Annotated in this window: 19 protein-coding genes; 9 read left to right on the forward strand and 10 right to left on the reverse strand. The window is 64.9% G+C overall.

Translation table 11 applies throughout. The annotated features are described in order from the left end of the window. The first annotated feature begins 8 nt into the window (after positions 1–8). Genes LU688_RS05185 through pcaC form a run of 3 tightly spaced genes read left to right on the forward strand, consistent with a single transcriptional unit; the run spans position 9 to position 2,568 of the window. Entirely contained in the window at positions 9–1,361 is a 1,353-nt protein-coding gene (locus tag LU688_RS05185) for a 3-carboxy-cis,cis-muconate cycloisomerase (RefSeq protein WP_094010168.1), read from the forward strand. A gap of 12 nt (positions 1,362–1,373) precedes the next feature. Then, positions 1,374–2,165, forward strand: coding sequence for a 3-oxoadipate enol-lactonase (pcaD, locus tag LU688_RS05190; protein ID WP_094010167.1), 792 nt, complete (start codon positions 1,374–1,376; stop codon positions 2,163–2,165). A 10-nt stretch (positions 2,166–2,175) separates the two neighbouring features. Then, positions 2,176–2,568, forward strand: a complete 393-nt coding sequence (gene pcaC, locus LU688_RS05195) for a 4-carboxymuconolactone decarboxylase (RefSeq protein WP_046856920.1) — start codon at positions 2,176–2,178, stop codon at positions 2,566–2,568. 55 nt (positions 2,569–2,623) lie between these two features. Here pcaC and LU688_RS05200 read toward each other — a convergent pair whose 3' ends face one another. Further along, complete coding sequence (locus tag LU688_RS05200) at positions 2,624–3,148, reverse strand: Mpo1 family 2-hydroxy fatty acid dioxygenase (RefSeq protein WP_094010166.1); 525 nt, start codon at positions 3,146–3,148, stop codon at positions 2,624–2,626. A 92-nt stretch (positions 3,149–3,240) separates the two neighbouring features. Between LU688_RS05200 and LU688_RS05205 the strand changes: the two genes are divergently transcribed. Further along, a complete protein-coding gene (locus tag LU688_RS05205; protein ID WP_023631937.1) occupies positions 3,241–3,927 on the forward strand; it encodes a Crp/Fnr family transcriptional regulator in 687 nt (228 codons plus the stop codon). On the opposite strand, the gene LU688_RS05210 is transcribed toward LU688_RS05205, so the two are convergent. From LU688_RS05210 to ttgA, 5 genes are all read right to left on the reverse strand, one after another. Further along, positions 3,827–4,810, reverse strand: coding sequence for a LysR family transcriptional regulator (locus LU688_RS05210; RefSeq protein WP_094010165.1), 984 nt, complete (start codon positions 4,808–4,810; stop codon positions 3,827–3,829). The genes LU688_RS05205 and LU688_RS05210 overlap by 101 nt on opposite strands. 206 nt (positions 4,811–5,016) lie before the next feature. Continuing rightward, a complete protein-coding gene (locus LU688_RS05215; RefSeq protein WP_094010164.1) occupies positions 5,017–6,270 on the reverse strand; it encodes an OprD family porin in 1,254 nt (417 codons plus the stop codon). A gap of 228 nt (positions 6,271–6,498) precedes the next feature. Next, positions 6,499–7,944, reverse strand: a complete 1,446-nt coding sequence (locus LU688_RS05220) for an AdeC/AdeK/OprM family multidrug efflux complex outer membrane factor (protein ID WP_038705526.1) — start codon at positions 7,942–7,944, stop codon at positions 6,499–6,501. Continuing rightward, a complete protein-coding gene (ttgB, locus tag LU688_RS05225; RefSeq protein WP_023630221.1) occupies positions 7,941–11,093 on the reverse strand; it encodes a multidrug efflux RND transporter permease subunit TtgB in 3,153 nt (1,050 codons plus the stop codon). Before ttgB ends, LU688_RS05220 begins: the two co-directional genes overlap by 4 nt. Before the next feature lie 3 nt (positions 11,094–11,096). Next, positions 11,097–12,251 carry a toluene efflux RND transporter periplasmic adaptor subunit TtgA gene (gene ttgA, locus LU688_RS05230; RefSeq protein WP_232888268.1) on the reverse strand — a complete coding sequence of 385 codons (1,155 nt, stop codon included), beginning with the start codon at positions 12,249–12,251 and terminating at the stop codon, positions 11,097–11,099. Between the two features lie 258 nt (positions 12,252–12,509). Between ttgA and ttgR the strand changes: the two genes are divergently transcribed. Further along, the gene (gene ttgR, locus LU688_RS05235) at positions 12,510–13,142 is read left to right on the forward strand and encodes an efflux transport transcriptional regulator TtgR (protein ID WP_023630222.1); all 633 of its coding nucleotides are present in this window, start codon (positions 12,510–12,512) and stop codon (positions 13,140–13,142) included. A 151-nt stretch (positions 13,143–13,293) separates the two neighbouring features. Here the strand turns inward: ttgR and LU688_RS05240 are convergent, their stop codons facing one another. Continuing rightward, the gene (locus tag LU688_RS05240) at positions 13,294–14,745 is read right to left on the reverse strand and encodes an MDR family MFS transporter (protein ID WP_104445307.1); all 1,452 of its coding nucleotides are present in this window, start codon (positions 14,743–14,745) and stop codon (positions 13,294–13,296) included. Between the two features lie 403 nt (positions 14,746–15,148). On the opposite strand from LU688_RS05240, the gene LU688_RS05245 reads away from it, so the two are divergent. Further along, positions 15,149–16,018, forward strand: coding sequence for an isocitrate lyase/PEP mutase family protein (locus LU688_RS05245; RefSeq protein ID WP_023630223.1), 870 nt, complete (start codon positions 15,149–15,151; stop codon positions 16,016–16,018). 6 nt (positions 16,019–16,024) lie between these two features. On the opposite strand, the gene LU688_RS05250 is transcribed toward LU688_RS05245, so the two are convergent. Beyond that, positions 16,025–16,198, reverse strand: coding sequence for a hypothetical protein (locus tag LU688_RS05250; RefSeq protein WP_023630224.1), 174 nt, complete (start codon positions 16,196–16,198; stop codon positions 16,025–16,027). A 76-nt stretch (positions 16,199–16,274) separates the two neighbouring features. Further along, complete coding sequence (locus LU688_RS05255; protein ID WP_023630225.1) at positions 16,275–17,183, reverse strand: LysR family transcriptional regulator; 909 nt, start codon at positions 17,181–17,183, stop codon at positions 16,275–16,277. Between the two features lie 103 nt (positions 17,184–17,286). On the opposite strand from LU688_RS05255, the gene LU688_RS05260 reads away from it, so the two are divergent. Next, a complete protein-coding gene (locus tag LU688_RS05260) occupies positions 17,287–18,162 on the forward strand; it encodes an MBL fold metallo-hydrolase (protein ID WP_104444450.1) in 876 nt (291 codons plus the stop codon). Positions 18,163–18,190: 28 nt separating this feature from the next. Then, a complete protein-coding gene (locus LU688_RS05265; protein ID WP_038705528.1) occupies positions 18,191–18,805 on the forward strand; it encodes an NAD(P)-dependent oxidoreductase in 615 nt (204 codons plus the stop codon). Positions 18,806–18,844: 39 nt separating this feature from the next. Here the strand turns inward: LU688_RS05265 and LU688_RS05270 are convergent, their stop codons facing one another. Beyond that, positions 18,845–19,711 (reverse strand): LysR substrate-binding domain-containing protein, encoded by an 867-nt coding sequence (locus LU688_RS05270; RefSeq protein ID WP_104444449.1) that lies wholly within the window; start codon positions 19,709–19,711, stop codon positions 18,845–18,847. A 112-nt stretch (positions 19,712–19,823) separates the two neighbouring features. Between LU688_RS05270 and LU688_RS05275 the strand changes: the two genes are divergently transcribed. Then, a complete protein-coding gene (locus tag LU688_RS05275) occupies positions 19,824–21,461 on the forward strand; it encodes a 5-guanidino-2-oxopentanoate decarboxylase (protein WP_104445306.1) in 1,638 nt (545 codons plus the stop codon). The last annotated feature ends 13 nt before the right edge of the window (positions 21,462–21,474 follow it).

Here is a 21,474-nt window from a genome sequence, read left to right on the forward strand (position 1 = left end):
GACGTTGCATGAGCAACCAACTGTTCGACGCCTACTTCACCGCCCCGGCCATGCGCGAGGTTTTCTCCGACCGGGGCCGGCTGCAGGGCATGCTCGACTTCGAGGCGGCCCTGGCCCGTGCCGAAGCGGCCGCCGGGCTGGTGCCGCACACGGCGGTGACTGCCATCGAGGCGGCCTGCAAGGCCGAGCGCTATGATGCCCGGGCGCTGGCCGACGCCATCGCGGTGGCCGGCAATTCGGCGATCCCGCTGGTCAAGGCCCTGGGCAAGGTGGTCGCCAGTGGCGTACCCGAGGCCGAGCGCTACGTGCACCTGGGCGCTACCAGCCAGGATGCGATGGACAGCGGCCTGGTGCTGCAACTGCGCCATGCCCTGGGATTGCTCGAAAACGATCTCGGCAAGCTGGCCGACACCCTGGCGCATCAGGCATTGCAGCATGCCGACACGCCGCTGGTGGGGCGGACCTGGCTGCAGCATGCAACGCCGGTGACGCTGGGCATGAAGCTGGCCGGTTTGCTCGGCGCCCTCACTCGCCATCGGCAACGCCTCAAGGAACTGCGCCCGCGCCTGCTGGTACTGCAGTTCGGTGGCGCTTCCGGCAGCCTGGCGGCGCTGGGCAGCAAAGCGCTGCCGGTGGCCGAGGCCCTGGCCGCGCAACTGAAGCTGACCTTGCCTGAACAGCCATGGCACACCCAGCGCGACCGCCTGGTGGAGTTCGCCTCGGTGCTGGGCCTGGTCGCCGGCAGCCTGGGCAAGTTCGGCCGTGACGTCAGCCTGCTGATGCAGACCGAGGCAGGCGAGTTGTTCGAACCCGCCGCACCGGGCAAGGGCGGGTCCTCGACCATGCCGCATAAACGCAATCCGGTCGGGGCGGCGGTGTTGATCGGCGCCGCTACCCGCGTGCCCGGGCTGCTCTCGACCTTGTTCAGCGCGATGCCCCAGGAGCACGAACGCAGCCTCGGCCTGTGGCACGCCGAGTGGGAAACCCTGCCGGAGATCTGCTGCCTGGTCTCCGGAGCACTGCGCCAGGCCCAGCTAATCGCCGAAGGCATGGAGGTGGACGCCGAACGCATGCGCCGCAATCTCGACCTCACCCAGGGCCTGGTGCTGGCCGAGGCGGTCAGTATTGTCCTCGCCCAACGCCTGGGCCGCGACCGTGCCCATCACCTGCTGGAGCAGTGCTGCCAGCGCGCCGTGGCCGAAGGGCGCCATCTGCGTGCAGTGCTCGGTGATGAGCCGCAGGTCAACGCCGAGTTGTCCGGCGACGAGCTCGACCGCCTGCTCGACCCCACCCATTACCTGGGCCAGGCCCGCGTCTGGGTGGCGCGCGCCGTGGCCGAACATCAACGTTTCACTGCCTGATAGGAGACCGCTGTGGCGCTTTTGCAACTGGCCGATGGCGTACTGAACTACCAACTCGATGGCCCGGCCGATGCGCAGGTGCTGGTGCTGTCCAACTCCCTGGGCACCGACCTGGGCATGTGGGATGTGCAGATTCCCGCCTGGAGCGAACACTTTCGCGTGCTGCGCTACGACACCCGTGGCCATGGCGGCTCGCTGGTCACTCAAGGCCCCTACAGCATCGAACAGCTGGGGGGCGACGTGCTGGCCCTGCTCGATGCGCTGGACATCGAGCATGCGCACTTCGTCGGCCTGTCCATGGGCGGCCTGATCGGCCAGTGGCTGGGCATCAACGCCGGCCACCGCCTGCACAGCCTGACCCTGTGCAACACCGCGGCGAAGATCGCCAACGACGAGGTCTGGAACTCTCGCATCAACACGGTGCTCAAGGGGGGGCAGCAAGCCATGGCGGACCTGCGCGATGGCTCCATCGCCCGTTGGTTCACCCCGGCCTTCGCCCAGGCGCAGCCGGCCGAGGCCCAGCGCATCTGCCAGATGCTCGCGCACACCAGCCCAGAAGGCTATGCCGCCAACTGCGCGGCGGTACGTGATGCCGATTACCGCGAACAGCTGGGGCGCATCCAGGTGCCGACGCTGGTGGTGGCGGGCACCGCGGACGTGGTCACCACGCCTGAGCATGGCCGCTTCATGCACCGCCGCATCGTCAACGCGACCTATGCCGAGTTCCCGGCGGCGCACCTGTCCAACGTCGAGATCGGCGCGGCCTTCACCGCCCGTGTGCTCGATTTCCTGCTGGCCCGCTGAGGAACCTGCCATGGATGAGAAACAACGTTACGAAGCCGGCATGCAGGTGCGTCGCGCGGTGCTCGGCGATGCCCACGTGGACCGCAGCCTGGAAAAGCTCAATGATTTCAACGGCGAGTTCCAGGAGATGATCACCCGGCACGCCTGGGGCGATATCTGGACCCGCCCCGGCCTGCCACGGCACACCCGTAGCCTGATCACCATCGCCATGCTGATCGGCATGAACCGCAACGACGAACTCAAGCTGCACCTGCGCGCGGCCGCCAACAATGGCGTGACGCGGGAGGAGATCAAGGAAGTGATCATGCAGAGCGCGATCTACTGCGGCATCCCGGCGGCCAATGCCACGTTCCACCTGGCCGAGTCGGTGTGGGATGAACTTGGGGTGGAGTCCAGGCAGTAACGCATCGCGGGGCAAGTCGCATCGGCGCACCGCCGCGACTTGCCCCGCGATCACTTCACACGACTGCTTTCTTCTGGCGAACGGCAACAGGCCCGGCATTGGCCTCCACGGCCTTTTTCAGCTCGCCGCACAGCCCAACCATGAACGCCAGCTCCGCCACCACGAACAGCGGGCCGATGATAAGCCCGCTGAGGTCATCGACAAATGCCGGCTTGCGCCCTTCGTAGGCATGTCCGACGAACTGGATGATCCAGCCCACCACGAACGCACCCAGCCCGGCACTCAACCACAGCCCGGTACTCTGCACGGCCAGCGCGTGGCCGGCCCACAGGCACAAGCCCAGCAGCAGGCCCATCACCAGGCCGAAGCGCAGGTCCAGGCGCAGGTAAAACCATACTGACCAGATCGCCAGCAGCAGCGCTGGCGACAGCCAGAGGCCCACCACCTCCCAGCCCGGGCGTGACAGCAGCACGGTCACGGCCAGCACTATCAGCGGAATGCCGATGAAGTGGGTGGCGATGTTGCGTGGATCGCGGTGGTAGGCCGCGTATTGACTCAAGTGCTCGACGAGGTTTTTCATTGTTGTTCCTCCATCAGGGGTGAGCACAGCTTGCCCCTGTCCATTCATCGTCGTCTGTCGCCTGGCCGACAGAGTTCGCTTTGCGAGGTGCCATGCACGATCCGCGTACCCAGCTGCTGCATGGCCAATGGTTCCGGCAGTTGCCCGTTACCGTTCAGGATAGTCTGCTGGCCCTGGGCCGTCCGCGTGAGCTGGCAGCGGGGCAGCGACTGTTCCAGCGCGGCGATGCGCCGTGTGGCTTGTATGCGGTACTCGAAGGGGCGATGCGGGTCGGGGCGGTCAGCAGCGCAGGCAAGGAGGCGTTGCTGACGCTGGTCGAGTCACCCCACTGGTTCGGCGAGATCAGCCTGTTCGATGGCCAGCCGCGCACCCATGACGCCTATGCCGAGGGGCCGACACGCCTGCTGTGGATTCCCCAGGCGCCGTTGCTGGAATGGTTGGCCCGCCAGCCAGAGTACTGGCGCGACCTGGCCCTGCTGATGAGCCACAAGTTGCGCTGGGTGTTCGTCGCCCTCGAGCAGCAGAGCCTGCTGGCCGCCGCGCCGCGGGTGGCGCAACGGCTGTTGCAGATGGCCGAGGGCTACGGTGAGCGCGATGTCGCCCAATGGCGGCTGCAGGTGTCCCAGGAACAGCTGGCCTTGATGCTGTCGCTGTCGCGCCAGACCATCAACCAGATCCTCAGGAGCCTCGAACAGGCCGGCGTGGTGCGCCTGGGCTATGGCGAGGTGGAGATTGTCGATGCGTCACGTCTGCGGGCGATGGGGCAGCATCCAGGCTGACCAGCGTGTCGATCATTGCCTGCGCCGCCGGTGACAGGCGCTGGCCACTGCGGCTGATCACTCCACAACGCACGCTGAGTACTTGCAGACCTGGCGGCAGGTTGCGCCAGTGCAGACGCACCAGATGGCCGGCGGCCAGGTCCTCGACCACCGCCTCTTCGCTGGCCGTACCGATGGCGTCGCTGGCCAGCACCACGCTGCGCAGCACCGCCAGGTGCTCGGTCTGCAGGTGCGGGGTGAAGTCGGTGCGTCCGCTGAGATTGGCCAGGCGTTTGCGCACGCCGGGGGCCAGCAGGGCGCTGGCCAGCGGGTAGGCGAACAGGTCGTTGGTCGACAGGCTGTCCTTGGCCAGCAATGGGTGCCCGGGGCGGCAGAAGAACAGGCCTGGCCGCGGGGACAGTGCCTCGGTGTGGAAGTTGGGATCGGCCTCGAAGGGCCGCACGTCATCGACGAAAAACTCGATCTGCTCGCGACGCAGGGCCTGGCCAAGGCGCTCGGCATTGTCCACCAGCAGGTCGGTGCGGATACCGGGATGAGTCCTGATGAAATGTTGCAGGGCCTGGGGCACCAGGCGCACGGCCAGGGCCGGGCCGCTGCCGAAGTGCAGCTCTCCGGCATCGAGCTTGGTCATCTGCAGGACGTCGTTGTTCAGTTGCGCGGCGCCCTGGACCAGGCGACGGGCATGTTGCAACACCACATGGCCCTCGGGGGTGGGGGGCAATGCCTTGCTGGCGCGATCGACCAGGGCGCAGCCAAAGGTATGTTCGAGGTTCTGGATTGCGCGGCTGAAGGCGGGTTGGGTGATGCCCATGGCGTCGGCGGCGCGGACGAAACTGCGGTATTCGGTGAGGGCGATGAAATAGCGCAGTTGGCGGAGGTCCATGCTCGGGCTCTGGTGCGGGGATCGGAGCTTGGTTTTAGCGGCTTGTTACATATAGCGTCAAAGAATGTTATTTGATTTGCATATGTTATTTGGTTATTTGCCGGACGGCAGGTCCAATCGCGAGGCAAGTCGGGTCGCCGCATCGCCGCTCCCATGCCGCTCCTGTTTTGTGCGGGCGGCGTGGGAGCGGGCTTCCCGCGATGGCTTCAAAGAAGATTGAACGGGTAGCTGACAATCAAGCGGTTCTCATCGAACGCGTTGCTGCTGAAATCCCTGCGCATGGTCGAATTACGCCACTTCACCGACAGGTCCTTGAAGGTTCCGGCCTGCACCACGTAGGCCAGCTCGGTCTCCCGGGCCCATTCCTTGCCATCGTCCACCCCTCCGGCATGCACGTTGTCGCCTTTGATGTAGCGGTTCATCAAGGTCAGGCCGGGGATACCGACGGTGACGAAATTGAAGTCGTGACGCAGTTGCCAGGAGCGCTCCTTGGCATTGTCGAAGCTGGCGTTGTAACTGTCGTTGGCCAGTGTGCCGCCACTGGTGCCGTTGACGCGCATCCAGGCGTCGTCGCCACTGACCTTCTGCAGGCCCATATAGAAGGTGTGGCCCTGGTAGCGCGCCGAGAGCATGGCCGAGGTGGTGCGGTTGTCCAGGTCGCCGGCGCGGGCGCTGCCATCCTCCTTGCCGAGGAAGTAGCCCAGGTTGGCGCCCAGGGTCCAGTCGCCCAACGGCTGGCTGTGCACCAGGTTCAGATACTGCTGGCGATAGATGTCTTTCAGCCGGGCATCCCACAGGCCGAGCATCGTGCGTTTGTCGTTGAAGCTGTATTCGCCGCCGGCGAAGTTGAAGCGGTCAGAGGTGATACCGGCACGCCCCTGCATGAACAGGTCTTCCATGCTCGCATCGTTGCGCGGGCTGTTGCCGCGGAACTGGCCGGCGTACAGGGTCAGGCCGTCGATCTCCTTCGAGGTGAGCTGACCGCCGCGGAACGTCTGCGGCAGCGAGCGGCCATCGTCCGAACGCAGGATCGGCAGCACCGGCATCCATTCGCCGACTTTGAGTTCGGTCTGCGACAGGCGCGTCTTGAACGCCACCCCCAGGCGGCCGAAATCGTCCGCCGGGCGGCCGTCGTCATGCACCGGCAGCAGGTGGGTGCCGGCGGTGCCCTTGCCGCCATCGAGCTTGACCGAGTAAAGCCCCAGCACATCGATGCCGAAACCGACGGTGCCTTGGGTGAAGCCGGAGCGGGCGTCGAGAATGAAACTCTGGGTCCATTCCTCGGCCTTGCCCTGGGGATTGGCTGGGTCGACGAAGTTGCGGTTGATGTAGAAGTTGCGCAGGTTGAGGCTGGCCTTGGCGTCTTCCAGGAAGCCACCTTCGGCGGCCACGCCGGGCAGGGCGCAGGACAGGGCCAACAGGCCGGGCAGCAGCTGGCGTGCGGGTTGCAAAGTGCTCATCTGTCGTGGATCTCTTGTTTTTATTGGGCGAGCCGGGTCGCTGCGGGTACGGCCGCAGGGATGGGCATCTTTAGAGAGAACTTGTGCAACGTTGCGGGGGCGATGGTGCGGGGGAGGGTGGGGGCTAGGCAATTCGTTGCAAGCGGAACGGGGCGGTTATCGAACGCAATGTGACCGCGCAACAAAAAGCCCACCGCGAGGGTGGGCTTGGTGCCGTTACCGGTCCAGTCAGCCTTTCGGTGTCTGGATCGAAGCCTGCTGCTGGGTCTGCTCGTACCAGCCGCCGCCGAGGGCCTTGTACAGGTTGACCTCGCTGACCAACTGCGACAGGCGATCACCGATCAGCGACTGCTGGGCGCTGAACAGGTTGCGCTGGGCATCGAGGAAGGTCAGGTTGCTGTCGATACCGATGCGGTAGCGGCGCTCGGCCAGGCGGTAGTAGTCCTGGTTGGCCGCGACCAGGTCGCGTTGCGCCTGCAGTTGCTCTTCGAACGTCTTGCGTGCGGCCAGGCCATCGGCGACTTCCTGGAAGGCGGTCTGGATGGTCTTTTCGTACTTGGCGACGTTGATGTCCTTCTGGATCTTCGAGTAGTCCAGGCTGGCCCGCAGGCTGCCGGCGTTGAAGATCGGCAGGTTGATCTGCGGCTGGAACAGCCAGGTGCCCGAACCACCCTTGAACAGCCCGCCCATATCCGGGCTCAGGGTACCGGCGTTGGCGGTCAGGCTGATGCTCGGGAAGAACGCTGCCCGCGCTGCGCCGATGTTGGCGTTGGCGGCCTTGAGCAGATGCTCGGCCTCCTGGATGTCGGGGCGGCGCTGCAGGATGTCGGACGGCAGGCCGGCCGGCACTTCGGCCAGCTGGTCGGCATTGAGCTCCAGCGGCTTGGGCAGGTTGGCCGGCACGCCGGTACCTACCAGCACGGTGAGGCTGTTCAGGTCCTGGGCGACCAGGCGCTGGTACTGCGACAACTTGACGCGAGCGCCTTCGACGGCGGTGCGCGCCTGGCTCAGGTCCAGGGCCGAGGCCACGCCCACCTCATTGCTGCGGCGGGTGAGGTTGTAGCTCTCTTCGTACGTCTTGAGCGTTTCCTCGGTCAGTTTCAACAGCGCCTGGTCGGCCTGCCACGTGTAATAGGCGTTGGCCACGCTGGCCACCAGGCTGATCTGCGTGGAGCGGCGCGCCTGTTCGCTGGACAGGTAGGTTTCCAGGGCCTGCTGGGTCAGGCTGCGCACCCGGCCGAACAGGTCCAGCTCATAGGCACTGACACCCAGGGTGGCCGAGTACTGGCTGGTTATATTCGCCTCGCCAGTTTGTGACATGTTCGCCGGCACCCGCTGGCGGCTGCCGCTGCCATTGGCGGAAACCGCCGGCAGCAGGTCGGCGCGCTGGATGCGGTACTGCGCGCGGTAGGCGTCGATGTTCAACGCCGCGACCCGCAGGTCGCGGTTGTTTTCCAGCGACGTCTGGATCAACTGCTGCAGCGCCGGGTCGTGGAAGAACTGGCGCCAGCCCTGTTCGGCCGCGGCGACGTCGGCCGATTGGGTCGGCGAGTACGCTGGGCCTTGAGGCCACTGCGCGGCCACCGGCGCCTCTGGCGTCTGGTAGTCGGGGATCAGCGAGCAACCGCCGAGGATGAAGGCGGTTACCGCCAGGGACAACAAAGACTTGGTCATTGCCCAGCCTCATAACGTGGAGTTTCAGGGGTGGCGTGTTCTTTCGGCTCTTTGCTGCCGAACAGCGACGACACTGCGACGAAGAATAGAGGTACCCAGAAGATGGCCAGTATGGTTGCACTGATCATGCCGCCGATCACACCGGTGCCGATGGCGTGCTGGCTACCCGCGCCGGCGCCACTGGCGATGGTCAACGGTACCACGCCGAGGATGAACGCCAGTGAGGTCATGATGATCGGGCGCAGACGCATGCGGCATGCTTCGATGGCCGCGTCGTACAGGCTGCGGCCCTGTTCGTGCAGCTCCTTGGCGAACTCGACGATCAGGATGGCGTTCTTCGCCGCCAGGCCGATGGTGGTCAGCAAGCCGACCAGGAAGTACACGTCGTTGGACAAGCCGCGCAGGCTGGTGGCGAGCAGGGCACCGATGATACCCAGTGGCACGACCAGCACGACTGCGATCGGGATCGACCAGCTTTCATACAGCGCTGCCAGGCAGAGGAACACGAACAGCACCGAGAGGGCGAACAGTGCCGGCATTTGCGAGCCGGAAAGTTTTTCCTCGTAGGACATGCCGGTCCAGGAGAAGCCGATGCCGGTTGGCAGTTCGCCGGCGATACGCTCGACTTCGGCCATGGCTTCACCGGTACTGTAGCCTGGTGCCGGGGTACCAAGGATCTCGACCGCTTCCACGCCGTTGTAGCGCGACAGCTTCGGCGAGCCGTAGGTCCATTCGCCCTTGGCGAATGACGAGAAGGGCACCATCTCGCCCTTGCCGTTGCGCACGTACCACTTCTGCAGGTCTTCCGGGCTCATCCGGGCGTTGGGCGCACCTTGGATGTAGACTTTCTTGACCCGGCCACGGTCGATGAAGTCGTTGACGTAGCTACCGCCCAGGGCGATCGACAGGGTGTTGTTGATGTCGGCGATGGTCACGCCCAAGGCACTGGCGCGTTCGTCGTCGATGGTCAGCTGGTACTGCGGCTCGTCGTTCAGGCCGTTAGGACGCACGGCGCTGAGGATCTTGCTCTGCGCGGCTTTGGCCAGGAACTGGTTGCGCGCTTCCATCAGCTTAGCGTGGCCGACCCCGGCGCGGTCCTGGAGGAAGACGTCGAAGCCGGTGGCATTACCCAGTTCGAGTACCGCTGGCGGGGCGAAGGCGAATACCATCGCGTCACGGAAGCCGAAGAAGTGCATCTGCGCGCGCTGGGCAAGGGCGAACACGCTGTTCTCCTTCGAGCGCTCACCCCAGGGCTTGAGCATGATGAACGCCATGCCTGAGCTCTGGCCGCGACCGGCGAAGTTGAAGCCGTTCACTGTGAACACCGACGAGACGGTATCGGCTTCGTCCTTGAGCAGGTACTCGCGCATCTGGTCGACCACTACCTGGGTGCGCTCGGCACTGGAACCGGCCGGGGTCTGCACCTGGGCGAACAGCACGCCTTGGTCTTCTTCCGGCAGGAATGCGGTCGGGATGCGGGCGAACAGCCAGATCATGCCGACCACGATCAGCGCGTAGGCCAGCAGGAACGGGATCTTGTTGCGCAGGATGGTGCCGACGCTACGCTCATAGCCGACGACGCTGCGGTCGAAGTTGCGGTTGAACCAGCCAAAGAAGCCGCGCTTGGCGACATGGTGCTCGCCCTTCTTCAGCGGCTTGAGCATGGTGGCGCACAAGGCCGGGGTGAAGATCAGCGCGACCAGCACCGACAGGCCCATGGCCGAGACGATGGTGATGGAGAATTGGCGGTAGATCACACCGGTGGAGCCGCCGAAGAAGGCCATCGGCAACAGTACTGCCGACAGTACCAGGGCGATACCCACCAGGGCGCCCTGGATCTGTTCCATGGAGCGCTTGGTCGCCTCCTTGGGCGGTAACCCTTCCTCGGACATCACCCGTTCGACGTTCTCCACCACGACGATGGCATCGTCCACCAGCAAGCCGATGGCCAGGACCATGGCGAACATGGTCAGGGTGTTGATGCTGAAGCCGGCGGCGGCGAGGATGCCGAAGGTCCCGAGCAACACCACCGGCACGGTCATGGTGGTGATGATGGTGGCGCGGAAGTTCTGCAGGAACAGGTACATCACCAGGAACACCAGGACCACCGCTTCGATCAGGGTGTGGATCACGCCGCTGATCGATTCGGTAACCACCGGGGTGGTGTCATATGGGAACACGGCCTTCACCCCCGGCGGGAAGAACGGTTCCAGGTCGCTGATGGTCTTGCGCAGAGCCTTGGCGGTATCCAGAGCATTGGCGCCGGTCGCCAACTTGACCGCCAGGCCCGAGGCCGGCTTGCCGTTGAACTGGGCGCTGATGGCGTAGTTCTCACCGCCCAGGCCGACCTGAGCCACGTCCCCCAGGCGTACCTGGGAGCCGTCGGCATTGACCTTGAGCAGGATCTTCTCGAATTGCTCGGCGGTCTGCAGACGGGTCTTGCCGATGATGGTGGCGTTGAGCTGGGTACCTGGCAGTGCCGGCAGGCCGCCAAGCTGGCCGGAGGACACCTGCACGTTCTGCGCGGCGACCGCGGTGCGCACGTCAACCGGGGTCAGCTGGAACTTGTTCAGCTTGGCCGGATCCAGCCAGATGCGCATGGCGTACTGCGCACCGAACACCTGGAAGTCGCCCACGCCTGCGGTCCGCGAGATCGGGTCCTGCATGTTGGAGACGATGTAGTTGGCCAGGTCGTCCTTGGTCATGCTGCCGTCTTCGGACACCAGGCCGATCACCAGCAGGAAGTTCTTCACAGCCTTGGTGACGCGGATACCTTGCTGCTGCACTTCCTGCGGCAGCAGCGGGGTGGCCAGGTTCAGCTTGTTCTGTACCTGGACCTGCGCGGTGTCCGAGTTGGTGCCCTGCTCGAAGGTCGCGGTGATGGTCATGCTGCCGTCGGAGTTACTTTCCGACGACACATAACGCAGGTTGTCGATACCGTTGAGCTGCTGCTCGATAACCTGCACCACGGTGTCCTGCACCGTCTGCGCCGAGGCGCCCGGGTAGGTGACGGAGATGGCGATGGCCGGCGGGGCAATGCTCGGGTACTGGTTGATCGGCAGCTTCAGGATCGACAGGGCGCCGACCAGCATGATCACCAGGGCGATCACCCAGGCGAAGATCGGGCGATCGATAAAGAACTTCGACATGGTTTACTCCGCTTTGGCGTCTGCGTTCGCCGTGTTGGCCTGAGCAGGGCCGGCCGGCTTCTTGACGTTGGTGGCTTCGCTGACCTTGACCTCGACCCCTGGTCGCACGAACTGCAGCCCTTCGGTGATCAGTCGGTCGCCCGGTTTCAGGCCTTCCTCGATCAGCCAGTCGCTGCCCAGGGTACGGCTGGCCTTGAGCTGGCGCAGTTCGACCTTGTTTTCCTGGTTGACCACCAGCGCGGTCGGTGCACCCTTGAGGTCACGGGTCACGCCCTGTTGCGGGGCCAGGATGGCGTTGGCGTTGACCCCGGCCTTGAGCCGCGCATGCACGAACATGCCGGGCAGCAGGGTGTGGTCGGGGTTGGGGAAGATCGCGCGCAGGGTGACGGAGCCGGTGGTTTCGTCAACCGCGACTTCGGAGAACTCCAGGCGGCCCTGTTGCTTGAACAGGCTGCCGTCTTCCAGCACCAGCTGAACCTGGGCCGCGTTGTCGCCGGCCTTCTGCAGTTGACCGCTTTCCAGGTCACGGCGCAGCTTGAGCAGCTCGGCGGTGGACTGGGTGACGTCGACGTAGATCGGGTCGAGCTGCTGGATGGTGGCCATGGCGTTGGTCTGGCCGTTGTTCACCAGGGCGCCTTCGGTGACCGAGGAGCGGCCGACGCGGCCACTGATCGGGGCCAGTGCCTTGGTGTAGCGCAGGTCGATCTGGGCGCTCTTGAGCGACGCCTCGGCCTGCAATCGTTTGGCATTGGCGTCATCGTATTCCTGCTTGGAGACGGCCTGCTCGTCGATCAGTTGCTTGTAACGCTCGGCCAGCGAGCGGGTAGCCTGCAGGTTGGCCTGGGCGTTGGCCAGGTTCGCCTCGTAGACGGCCGGGTCGATCTGGTAGAGCTGCTGCCCTTCCTTGACGTCGCTGCCTTCCTTGAACAGGCGCTTGAGAATGATGCCGTTCACCTGTGGGCGGACCTCGGCCACACGGTAGGCGCTGGTGCGCCCCGGCAGTTCCGAGGTCAGGGTGAAGGCTTGCGGTTGTACGGTCACGACGCCGACCTGAGGAGCCTGCGGCGCAGGCGCTGCTTCCTCTTTCTTACAGCCACTGAGCAGGGTTGCCAGGGCCACGGCGGAAACCAGGGCGGTTACGGCTGGCTTGAATTGCATGAGGATCCTCGGGTCGCAGGAGCAGGGGAGCTCAAGAATATAGTGGAAGTGCTTTGTCAGAAAAACGCTATCCGGTGGATAAATAGCTTGCTAAGGAATATACTTACATTCATGGTTGTTTGTAAATAGCGCCGGTGCGTCGTGAGTGACCACCGCCGATCGCCCAAATCCACCCGGGAGCGGCCCTGAAAGAGCCTGCCCCGGCCTGATTCCCGCTCGCCAGATCGAGCGCGCGGGGCCTGATGAGGTTGTACTGCCATGGTCCGTCGAACCAAAGAAGAAGCCCAGGAAACTCGCGCCCAGATCATCGAGGCGGCGGAGAAGGCCTTCTACAAGCGCGGGGTAGCGCGTACCACCCTGGCCGACATCGCTGAGCTCGCCGGCGTCACTCGCGGGGCGATCTACTGGCACTTCAGCAACAAGGCCGAGTTGGTGCAGGCGCTGCTCGACAGCCTGCACGAGACCCATGACCACCTGGCCCGCGCCAGTGAAAGCGAGGATGAACTCGACCCGCTCGGCTGTATGCGCAAGCTGTTGCTGCAAGTGTTCAACGAGTTGGTGCTCGATGCCCGAACCCGGCGTATCAACGAAATCCTGCATCACAAGTGCGAGTTCACCGACGACATGTGTGAGATTCGCCAGCAGCGTCAGGGCGCGGTGCTGGACTGCCATCAAAGCATTGCCCTGGCCTTGGGCAATGCAGTGCGTCGTGGCCAGTTGCCTGCCGAGCTCGAGATCGACCGGGCTGCGGTGGCCATGTTTGCCTATGTGGATGGCCTGATAGGCCGCTGGCTGCTGCTCCCGGAGAGCTTCGACCTGTTGGGCGATGTCGAGAAATGGGTCGACACCGGGCTGGATATGCTGCGCTTGAGCCCTGGCTTGCGCAAATGACACTTTGTTAACGATTGTGAGGAAGTGTTATCCCTTTTCGGTTAACGCAGGATTAATAACGCGGGAGCGAGCTTGCCCGGCGATGACAACCTTCAGGCCGTGATGTCGCCTGGGCGGACGCTATCGCGGGGCCAGCCCCCTCCCACGACTTTCAGCGCCCGCGCAACTGTCTGTCCGGCAAGGCCAGCGCGGCCAACAGGCCGATCAGCGAAGCCCCGGCACTGACCAGCAAGAGGTCGCGGAAGGTTTCCAGCAAGCGCGCCTGGGTGTGCGGATCCGCCTCGCCCGCCTTGAGGCTGCCCAGCAGCGGGTTGCCGAGCACTTCGAAGCCGCCCTGGTGCAACCACGCCAGTAACAGGCTGGACATGCACGCCACCCCCATTGCCCCACCCAGCGAGCGGAACAGGTTGGTGGTGCTGGTCGCCACGCCGATGTCCTGGCTGTCCACCGCGCTTTGCGTGCCCACCAGCGAGGTGGGAAATTGCAGGCCGCAGGCAATGCCTGTCAGCAGCATGAACAGCGCGCTCTGTAACCAGGCTTGCGGCGGGGTCAGCGCCATGGCTGCGATGGTCATTGGCATCAATAGCGCGCCTGTGAGGATCTGTGGCTTGAAGCGCCCGGTGTGGCTGGTCATGCGCCCACCTGTAAAGGCGCCGATGGGCAACCCCATTGCCAGTGGCAGCAGGTGCAGCGCCGCGCTGTCGGCGCCGGCGCCGGTGATGCCCTGATAGCGCAGGGGCATCAGCATGGTCAGCGAAATGGACTGGAAACTGGCGAAGAAGATCACGCACCAGCACAGCACCGCGACCCGGTTGCCGAACAGGCCCAGAGGCAGCAATGGTTCGCGGCAGCGCCGCTCGTGGGCTACGAACGCCGCCAGCCCCAGCAGCGCGCAGGCCAGCAACGCCAGGACTTCGGACGACTGCCAGGCATGTCCCTGGCCGACCAGGGTGATGCCCAGCAGCAGGCTGCCCAGGCCGAGGATCATCAGCACCGCGCCGAGGTAGTCGACCTGGGCCTGGCGATGCTTGACCGGCAACCCGTCCAGCGCCCGGTGGATCACCCACAGCGCGGTCAGCCCCAGCGGCAGGTTGATCCAGAACACCCAGCGCCAGGACAGGTACTCGGTCAGCCATCCGCCCAGCACCGGCCCGGCGACGCTGGCCAGTGCGTACATGCTGCTGAAGTAGCCCTGGTAGCGACCGCGTTCACGAGGTGGCACGAAGTCGCCGATGATTGCCTGGCTAACCGACACCATGCCGCCGGCGCCGATACCCTGAAGCACCCGGGCCAGCACTAGTTGCGGCATGTCCTGAGCCAGGCCGCAGGCCACCGAGGCCAGGGTGAACAGGGCGGTGCCGGTGAGAATCATGCGCCGCCGCCCATACAAGTCACCGAGCTTGCCGTAGATCGGCACGGCGATGGTCATGGCGACCATGTAGCCGGAGATGACCCAGGCGAGCAGGCCGACATCGTTGAACTGCGCGGAAATCGCCGGCAGTGACACGGCGACGATGGTCTGGTCGAGGGCACCGAGGAATATCGCCAGCATCAGGGCGGTGAGGACGCTGCGTAGAACGGTGGGGGGCAGGGCGGCGGTCACGGTGGATACCTTGTGGTCAGAGCTGGCGTGATCGCGAGGCATCGTGGGAGCGGGCCTGCCCCGCGATGGGCTCATTCATGGTAGGGCATTGTACGCTGAGTTACATAGCTACCTATGTACTCCGTGCATCCCCTATGCAAGATCGGCATTGGCGCATTCATCCAGTGCTGCATGGCCGCGTGATATCGTGGCTTGGCCGCAGAGGCTGAAATCCGGGGCCTGCACCAGCTTGGTGCAAGTATTTTTCAGAGGATTTCGCGTTGCTGTATGTCCACACCTTCTATTCCTCTGCCTGCATGTCGAGCATGACCGCCCTGATGGCGACGGTTAGAACAGTCAGGTAGACCCGATACAGGGGTCGGTTGTCAGCCGTTCACAATTTCTCATTACAAGCGGAGTGATCATGCCCAAGGCTTCCCACCACGATCTGCGTTTTGCCTTCCGCGAACTGCTTGCTTCAGGTTCGTGCTATCACACCGCGTCGGTCTTCGACCCGATGTCAGCCCGTATTGCCGCCGACCTTGGTTTTGAGGTCGGCATTCTCGGCGGTTCGGTCGCCTCGCTGCAGGTCCTGGCGGCGCCGGATTTCGCCCTGATCACCCTGAGCGAGTTCGTCGAGCAGGCTACCCGCATCGGCCGTGTCGCCCAGTTGCCGGTGCTTGCCGACGCCGACCACGGCTACGGCAATGCGCTCAACGTGATGCGCACGGTGATCGAACTGGAACGCGCCGGCGTTGCCGCGCTGACCATCGAGGATACCCTGCTGCCGGCCCAGTTCGGTCGCAAGTCCACCGACCTGATCTCGGTGGAGGAGGGCGTGGGCAAGATCCGCGCGGCGCTGGAGGCGCGGGTCGATTCGGCGCTGGCGATCATTGCCCGCACCAATGCCGGCGTGTTGACCACCGAGGAAATCATCGTGCGCACCCAGAGCTACCAGAAGGCCGGCGCCGATGGCATCTGCATGGTGGGGGTCAAGGACTTCGAGCAACTCGAGCAGATCGCCGAGCACCTGAGCGTGCCGTTGATGCTGGTGACCTACGCCAACCCCAACCTGCGCGACGACGAGCGCCTGGCGCGCCTGGGCGTGCGTATCGTGGTCGACGGCCATGCCGCCTACTTCGCCGCGATCAAGGCCACCTACGATTGCCTGCGCCAGCAGCGTGGCCTGCAGCACAAGTCGGACAGCCTCGGTGCCACCGAGCTTTCGCACACCTACACCCAGCCCGAGGACTATATCCGCTGGGCGAAAGAGTACATGAGCGTCGAGGAGTGATCCGACCTACCTGACGGCGCTCAGCGTGGCGCTGTGGGGAACGCAATGCTCATGTACGCAACTGTTGGCCGTGTTGGGCTGGCTGCGCAGCAGCTCCACCCGCCAGCAGGCCGAGCCGTACAGCCCGGCCACCGCGACCAGGGCGAAGACGAGGGCGCAACGCCTGGATTTGATACTCATGGTGCGGACCTCCTGTTGATGCAACAGGTGATACCTACAAGCATAGGCCCAATGCGCGTAACTGCACCGTCTTGACTCAACTCAATCCTTTGTCCCACTCCGGTTCGTCGGCAAACCGCTGCGCGAGAAAGTCGAGCATGCTGCGCAACGTCGCCGGCATGTGCTTGCGCGAGGTGTACACCGCATTCAGGGTCAGTTCCCGTGGCTTGGCTTGCGGCAGCAATCGCACCAGCTCGCCACTGCGCAGCGCGGCGGCCGCCTGGTAGGTGGGCAGCATGGCGATGCCGGCATTGGCCAGGGCGGCTTTCTGCAGGGTCATGGCCTCGTTGGCGCTGATGTTGCCCTGCACCGGCACGGCGACGTTCTGCCCGTCCACCTCGAAGTGCCACAGGCTGTGACCGAAGTAGGCGTGGGTCAGGCAGTTGTGCTGGCTCAACGCCTCGACCCGGTCCGGCGTACCGTACTCGCGCAGGTAGGCGGGGCTGGCGCAGATCACCGAGCGGCACACGCTCAGGCGCCGGGCAATGAGGTTGGGGTCGACATCGTTGCTGGTGCGGATCGCCAGGTCGATGCGCTCGTCCACCAGGTTGACGGTGCGGTCGAGCATCTGCAGCTCAACCTTCACCCCGGGGTAGCGTTTGACGTAGGCCGCCAGCGCATCCACCAGCTGGGCCTGGCCGAACGAGGTGCTGACGCTGATGCGCAGCTCGCCACGGGGCGCGTCGTCCGGTTGGCGCACGGCGCTTTGCAGGTCGCCGGCCAGCTCCAGCATCTGCCGACAGCGTGGCAGGGTCTCGAGGCCTGCGGCCGTCAGGCTGAGCTTACGGGTGGTGCGTTGCATCAGGCGTGCCCCGACCCAGTCCTCCAGCTCCGCCAGGTAGCGGGAAACCACGGGCCTGGAGAGTTCCAGATGGTCCGCGGCGGCCGACTGGCTGCCCAGGTCGACGACGGTGACGAATACGCGCATGGCGTTGAGCCGATCCATGATCTGTCCGATTTCAGAAACAAACTATGTCGAAGCATCGCATTTTTTGTATTGGATCGGGCAACTAAGCTTGCACCCATCGTCCCACTCACAGGATCTTGCAATGTCTCTCTTCACGCCCCTTCGCGGCCTGCTGCTGGCCTGCCTTACCTTCGGCGGCCAGGCCATGGCTGCCGAACCGCTCAAACTGGACGCCTACAACCCCGGTCACGCGGCGATCTTCCCGGTCAGCTCGGTGATCGTCAGTGGTGCCCACGACGCCATCCTGGTCGACGCCCAGTTCGGCAAGGCCCAGGCCGAACAGCTGGTCGAGCGCCTGCGTGCCAGCGGCAAGCAGCTGACCACCATCTACGTCAGCCATGGCGACCCGGACTACTACTTCGGCCTGGACACCATCACCCAGGCGTTCCCCAAGGCCCGCGTGGTCGCCTCGGCCGCCACGGTCGAGCACATCCGCAAGACCATGGACGCCAAGCTGGCCTACTGGGGCCCGCAAATGGGCGCGGACAAGCCGGCACGTCTGGTGGTGCCCCAGGTACTGCAGGGTGATCGCCTGGAACTGGAAGGCCAGGCACTGCAGGTCGTCGGCCTGGACGGTCCGCAGCCGGACCGCAGCTTCGTGTGGATTCCCTCGATCAAGGCAGTGGTCGGTGGCGTGGTGGTTTCCGAAGGTATCCATGTGTGGATGGCCGACACCCAGACCGCGCAATCCCATGCCGACTGGCTGAAGACCCTGGCGAAGATCGAACAGCTCGCACCGCGCACGGTGATCCCGGGGCACTACCTGGGCGACGGCAGCCGTTCGCTGGACGCGGTGCGCTTCACCGCCGGCTACATTCGTGACTTCGATACCGAGGCCGCCAAGGCTGCCAATGCCGCCGCGCTGATCGCGGCGATGAAGCAGCGCTACCCGAACCTGGGTGACGAGAGCTCCCTTGAATTGGGTGCCAAGGTCGCCAAGGGCGAGATGAAGTGGTAACCCTTTTCAACCTGTTGGAGTGTTTCCCATGAGCAAGATCGCAATCATCGGCGCCACCGGGCGCGCCGGCAGCCAGTTGCTGGAAGAGGCCCTGCGTCGGGGTCACAGTGTGGTGGCCATCGCCCGCGATCCTAGTGCGCTGCAAGGCCGTGACGGCGTGACGGTCAAGGCGCTGGATGCCAAGGGCAGTGCCGCCCTGCAGGCGGCCGTGACGGGCTGTGACGCGGTGCTGAGCGCGGCGCATTTCTCGACCATCGAGCCTGAAGCGATCATCGAGCCGGTCAAGCGTGCCGGGGTCAAGCGCCTGCTGGTGGTGGGCGGGGCCGGTAGCCTGCTGCTGCCGTCCGGGCAGCGGGTGATCGACAGCCCGGATTTCCCGCAAGCCTACAAGGCCGAGGCCAATGCCGGTGTGCGCTTCCTCGATACGCTGCGCCAGGAGCCGGCCCTGGACTGGACATTCCTGTCGCCGTCGGCGGAGTTCGTCGAAGGTCAGCGCAGCGGGCACTACATCCTGGGCAAGGATCACCTGCTGATCGGTGCCGATGGCAAAAGCTGGATCACCTTTGCCGACTATGCCATCGCCATGCTCGACGAGCTGGAAAAGCCGGCGCATTCACGGGCACGGTTCACGGTCGGCTACTGAGTCGTCTGCACCGTGGGGCAGGTCGGGTCGCGATTGATGTCATGTGCGGGCACGCGCCTGCAGCCACTCCATCAACTCGATCAACCCCGTGGGCATGCTCTTCGACGGGCTGACCAGGTAATAACCCTTCCCGGTCGTCACCTTCAGCTCGAACGGCATGCACAAACGCCCGGCGCGCAGGTCGTCGGCAATCAGCGAATAGTCGCCGATGGCGATCCCCGTCCCCTGGGAGGCCATGGCCATCGCCATGTCCAACGTCTCGAAGTGCTGCTTCGGCCCCTGGGGTTCGACGCCGGCATTGGCCGCCTGCAACCACAACCGCCAGTCGTGCTCGTCCCGAGAGGGGTGCAGCAGCATCTGCCGCGCCAGGTCCTGCAGCTGCAAGGGAGCGCCAGATAGCGATGGTGCGCAGACCGGTGTCAGTTGTTCATCGAACAGCTTGCGTACCTGCAGTCCATGGTTCGGCACCGCACCATACACGACGGCCGCATCGAAGCCCTCGCGGCGAAAATCCACGCCATGTTGCACCGTGGTGGTCAATTCCACCGGCACGTCCGGGCGCAGTGCCTGCCACTCCAGCAAGCGTGGCAGCAGCCAACGCATCACACAGGTCGGTGCCTTGAGCTGCAAAGTCGTGCTGCGGCCACCGACCTCACGCACGCCTTGCTCAATCATTGCGAAAACCTGCTGCACCCGAGGCAGCCAGTCCTGTCCTTCGCGGGTCAGGGCCAGACCACGGGCCTGGCGCTGGAACAACGCATAGCCCAGGTGTTCCTCGAGCCCGGCGATTTGTCGGCTGACCGCGCCCTGGGTGATATGCAGCTGTTGCGCGGCACGGGTGAAGTTGCAGTGCTGCGCGGTCACCAGGAAGGTGTGCAGGGCGGGGAGGGGCGGCAGGCGTTTCATAGTGGCAAGCCATGATATGAGGTCATGGCTAGTATGTGTTTTTTTGCATTGTGGCGGTAGTCGGCGCTTGGTTCCATGAGCACCAGTCTCAACAAGAATCGGGTACTCGATGATGGCAACCTGTGGTGAAGTGCTGGTCAAACTCCTCGAAGGCTATGGTGTCGATCATGTCTTCGGCATTCCCGGCGTGCATACCGTGGAACTCTACCGCGGCCTGGCTGCCTCCTCGATCCGCCACATCACCCCGCGCCACGAGCAGGGCGCCGGGTTCATGGCCGATGGTTACTCGCGTACCCGGGGCAAGCCTGGGGTGTGCTTCATCATCACCGGCCCGGGCATGACCAACATCACCACCGCCATGGGCCAGGCCTACGCCGACTCGATCCCGATGCTGGTGATTTCCAGCGTGCAGTCGCGTAGCCAGCTGGGTGGCGGGCGCGGCAAGTTGCACGAACTGCCCAACCAGGCCGGGCTGGTGGCGGGCGTGGCGGCGTTTTCGCACACTTTGATGAGTGCCGATGACCTGCCCGAAGTATTGGCCCGTGCCTTTGCGGTGTTCGACGGGGGCCGCCCGCGCCCGGTGCATATCGAGATCCCGCTGGATGTGCTGGTGGAACCGGCCGATCACCTGCTCCCGGGCCGCCCGGTGCGCACCGCGCGGGCGGGCGCGGCACCGCAGACCGTGCAGCAGATGGCCATGCGTCTGGCCAGGGCGCGCCGACCGTTGATCCTGGCCGGCGGTGGTGCCCTGGAAGCCGGCGCCGGGCTGGCCAGGCTGGCCGAGCACCTGCAGGCGCCGGTGGCGCTGACCATCAATGCCAAGGGGCTGCTGCCGGCCAACCATCCGCTGCAGATCGGCTCGACCCAGACTTTGCCGGCCACCCGTGCGTTGGTTGCCGAGGCCGATGTGGTGCTGGCCATCGGTACCGAGCTGGCCGAGACCGACTACGACGTGACGTTCAAGGGCGGTTTCGAAATCCCTGGCAGCCTGCTGCGGATCGATATCGATCCGGACCAGACAGTGCGCAACTACCTGCCCGAGCTGGCCCTGGTGGCCGATGCCGCACAGGCGACCGAGGCCTTGCTGGTGGCCCTGCACATGCAGGCGCAACCCCCGCGTGATGATCACTGGGGCGCTGCTCGGGCCGCCCGGCTGCGCCAGGACAATGCCGCCACCTGGGACCAGCCGACCTTGAGCCAGACCCGTTTGCTGAACAGCATCCTGGAAACCCTGCCGGACGCTGTGCTGGTGGGCGATTCGACCCAGCCGGTCTACACCGGCAACCTGACCCTGGACATGACCCGTCCGCGGCGCTGGTTCAATGCCTCGACCGGCTACGGCACGCTGGGCTATGCGTTGCCGGCGGCCATGGGCGCCTGGCTCGGCAGTGCCGAAGCACGTGCCGCACGCGCGCCCACGGTATGCCTGATCGGTGATGGCGGGTTGCAGTTCACCCTGCCTGAGCTGGCCAGTGCCGTCGAGGCGCAGGTGCCGCTGATCGTGCTGCTGTGGAACAACCAGGGGTACGAGGAAATCAAGAAATACATGGTCAACCGGGCGATCGAGCCGGTCGGTGTGGACATCCACACCCCGGACTTCATCGGCGTGGCGCGAGCGCTGGGGGCCGATGCCGAGTCGGTGGCTGACGTGGCGCAGTTACAGGCGGCGCTGGGCCGAGCGGTGGAGCGCGCGGGGCCGACATTGATCCAGGTGGATCAGGGCCAATGGCAGTTGGCTGTGCAAGGCTGACTGCGCCACGAGG

The sequence above is a fragment of the Pseudomonas soli genome (assembly GCF_021283165.2).
GTDB classification, from domain to species: domain Bacteria; phylum Pseudomonadota; class Gammaproteobacteria; order Pseudomonadales; family Pseudomonadaceae; genus Aquipseudomonas; species Aquipseudomonas soli.

What these genes read in the sequence shown, in the direction of transcription:
- LU688_RS05185 (WP_094010168.1), top strand. Translation starts at nt 9, where the DNA reads ATGAGCAACCAACTGTTCGACGCCTACTTCACCGCCCCGGCCATGCGC.
- pcaC (WP_046856920.1), top strand. Translation starts at nt 2,176, where the DNA reads ATGGATGAGAAACAACGTTACGAAGCCGGCATGCAGGTGCGTCGCGCG.
- LU688_RS05200 (WP_094010166.1), bottom strand. Translation starts at nt 3,148, where the DNA reads ATGAAAAACCTCGTCGAGCACTTGAGTCAATACGCGGCCTACCACCGC.
- LU688_RS05205 (WP_023631937.1), top strand. Translation starts at nt 3,241, where the DNA reads ATGCACGATCCGCGTACCCAGCTGCTGCATGGCCAATGGTTCCGGCAG.
- LU688_RS05210 (WP_094010165.1), bottom strand. Translation starts at nt 4,810, where the DNA reads ATGGACCTCCGCCAACTGCGCTATTTCATCGCCCTCACCGAATACCGC.
- LU688_RS05215 (WP_094010164.1), bottom strand. Translation starts at nt 6,270, where the DNA reads ATGAGCACTTTGCAACCCGCACGCCAGCTGCTGCCCGGCCTGTTGGCC.
- LU688_RS05220 (WP_038705526.1), bottom strand. Translation starts at nt 7,944, where the DNA reads ATGACCAAGTCTTTGTTGTCCCTGGCGGTAACCGCCTTCATCCTCGGC.
- ttgB (WP_023630221.1), bottom strand. Translation starts at nt 11,093, where the DNA reads ATGTCGAAGTTCTTTATCGATCGCCCGATCTTCGCCTGGGTGATCGCC.
- ttgA (WP_232888268.1), bottom strand. Translation starts at nt 12,251, where the DNA reads ATGCAATTCAAGCCAGCCGTAACCGCCCTGGTTTCCGCCGTGGCCCTG.
- ttgR (WP_023630222.1), top strand. Translation starts at nt 12,510, where the DNA reads ATGGTCCGTCGAACCAAAGAAGAAGCCCAGGAAACTCGCGCCCAGATC.
- LU688_RS05245 (WP_023630223.1), top strand. Translation starts at nt 15,149, where the DNA reads ATGCCCAAGGCTTCCCACCACGATCTGCGTTTTGCCTTCCGCGAACTG.
- LU688_RS05250 (WP_023630224.1), bottom strand. Translation starts at nt 16,198, where the DNA reads ATGAGTATCAAATCCAGGCGTTGCGCCCTCGTCTTCGCCCTGGTCGCG.
- LU688_RS05255 (WP_023630225.1), bottom strand. Translation starts at nt 17,183, where the DNA reads ATGGATCGGCTCAACGCCATGCGCGTATTCGTCACCGTCGTCGACCTG.
- LU688_RS05260 (WP_104444450.1), top strand. Translation starts at nt 17,287, where the DNA reads ATGTCTCTCTTCACGCCCCTTCGCGGCCTGCTGCTGGCCTGCCTTACC.
- LU688_RS05265 (WP_038705528.1), top strand. Translation starts at nt 18,191, where the DNA reads ATGAGCAAGATCGCAATCATCGGCGCCACCGGGCGCGCCGGCAGCCAG.
- LU688_RS05270 (WP_104444449.1), bottom strand. Translation starts at nt 19,711, where the DNA reads ATGAAACGCCTGCCGCCCCTCCCCGCCCTGCACACCTTCCTGGTGACC.
- LU688_RS05275 (WP_104445306.1), top strand. Translation starts at nt 19,824, where the DNA reads ATGGCAACCTGTGGTGAAGTGCTGGTCAAACTCCTCGAAGGCTATGGT.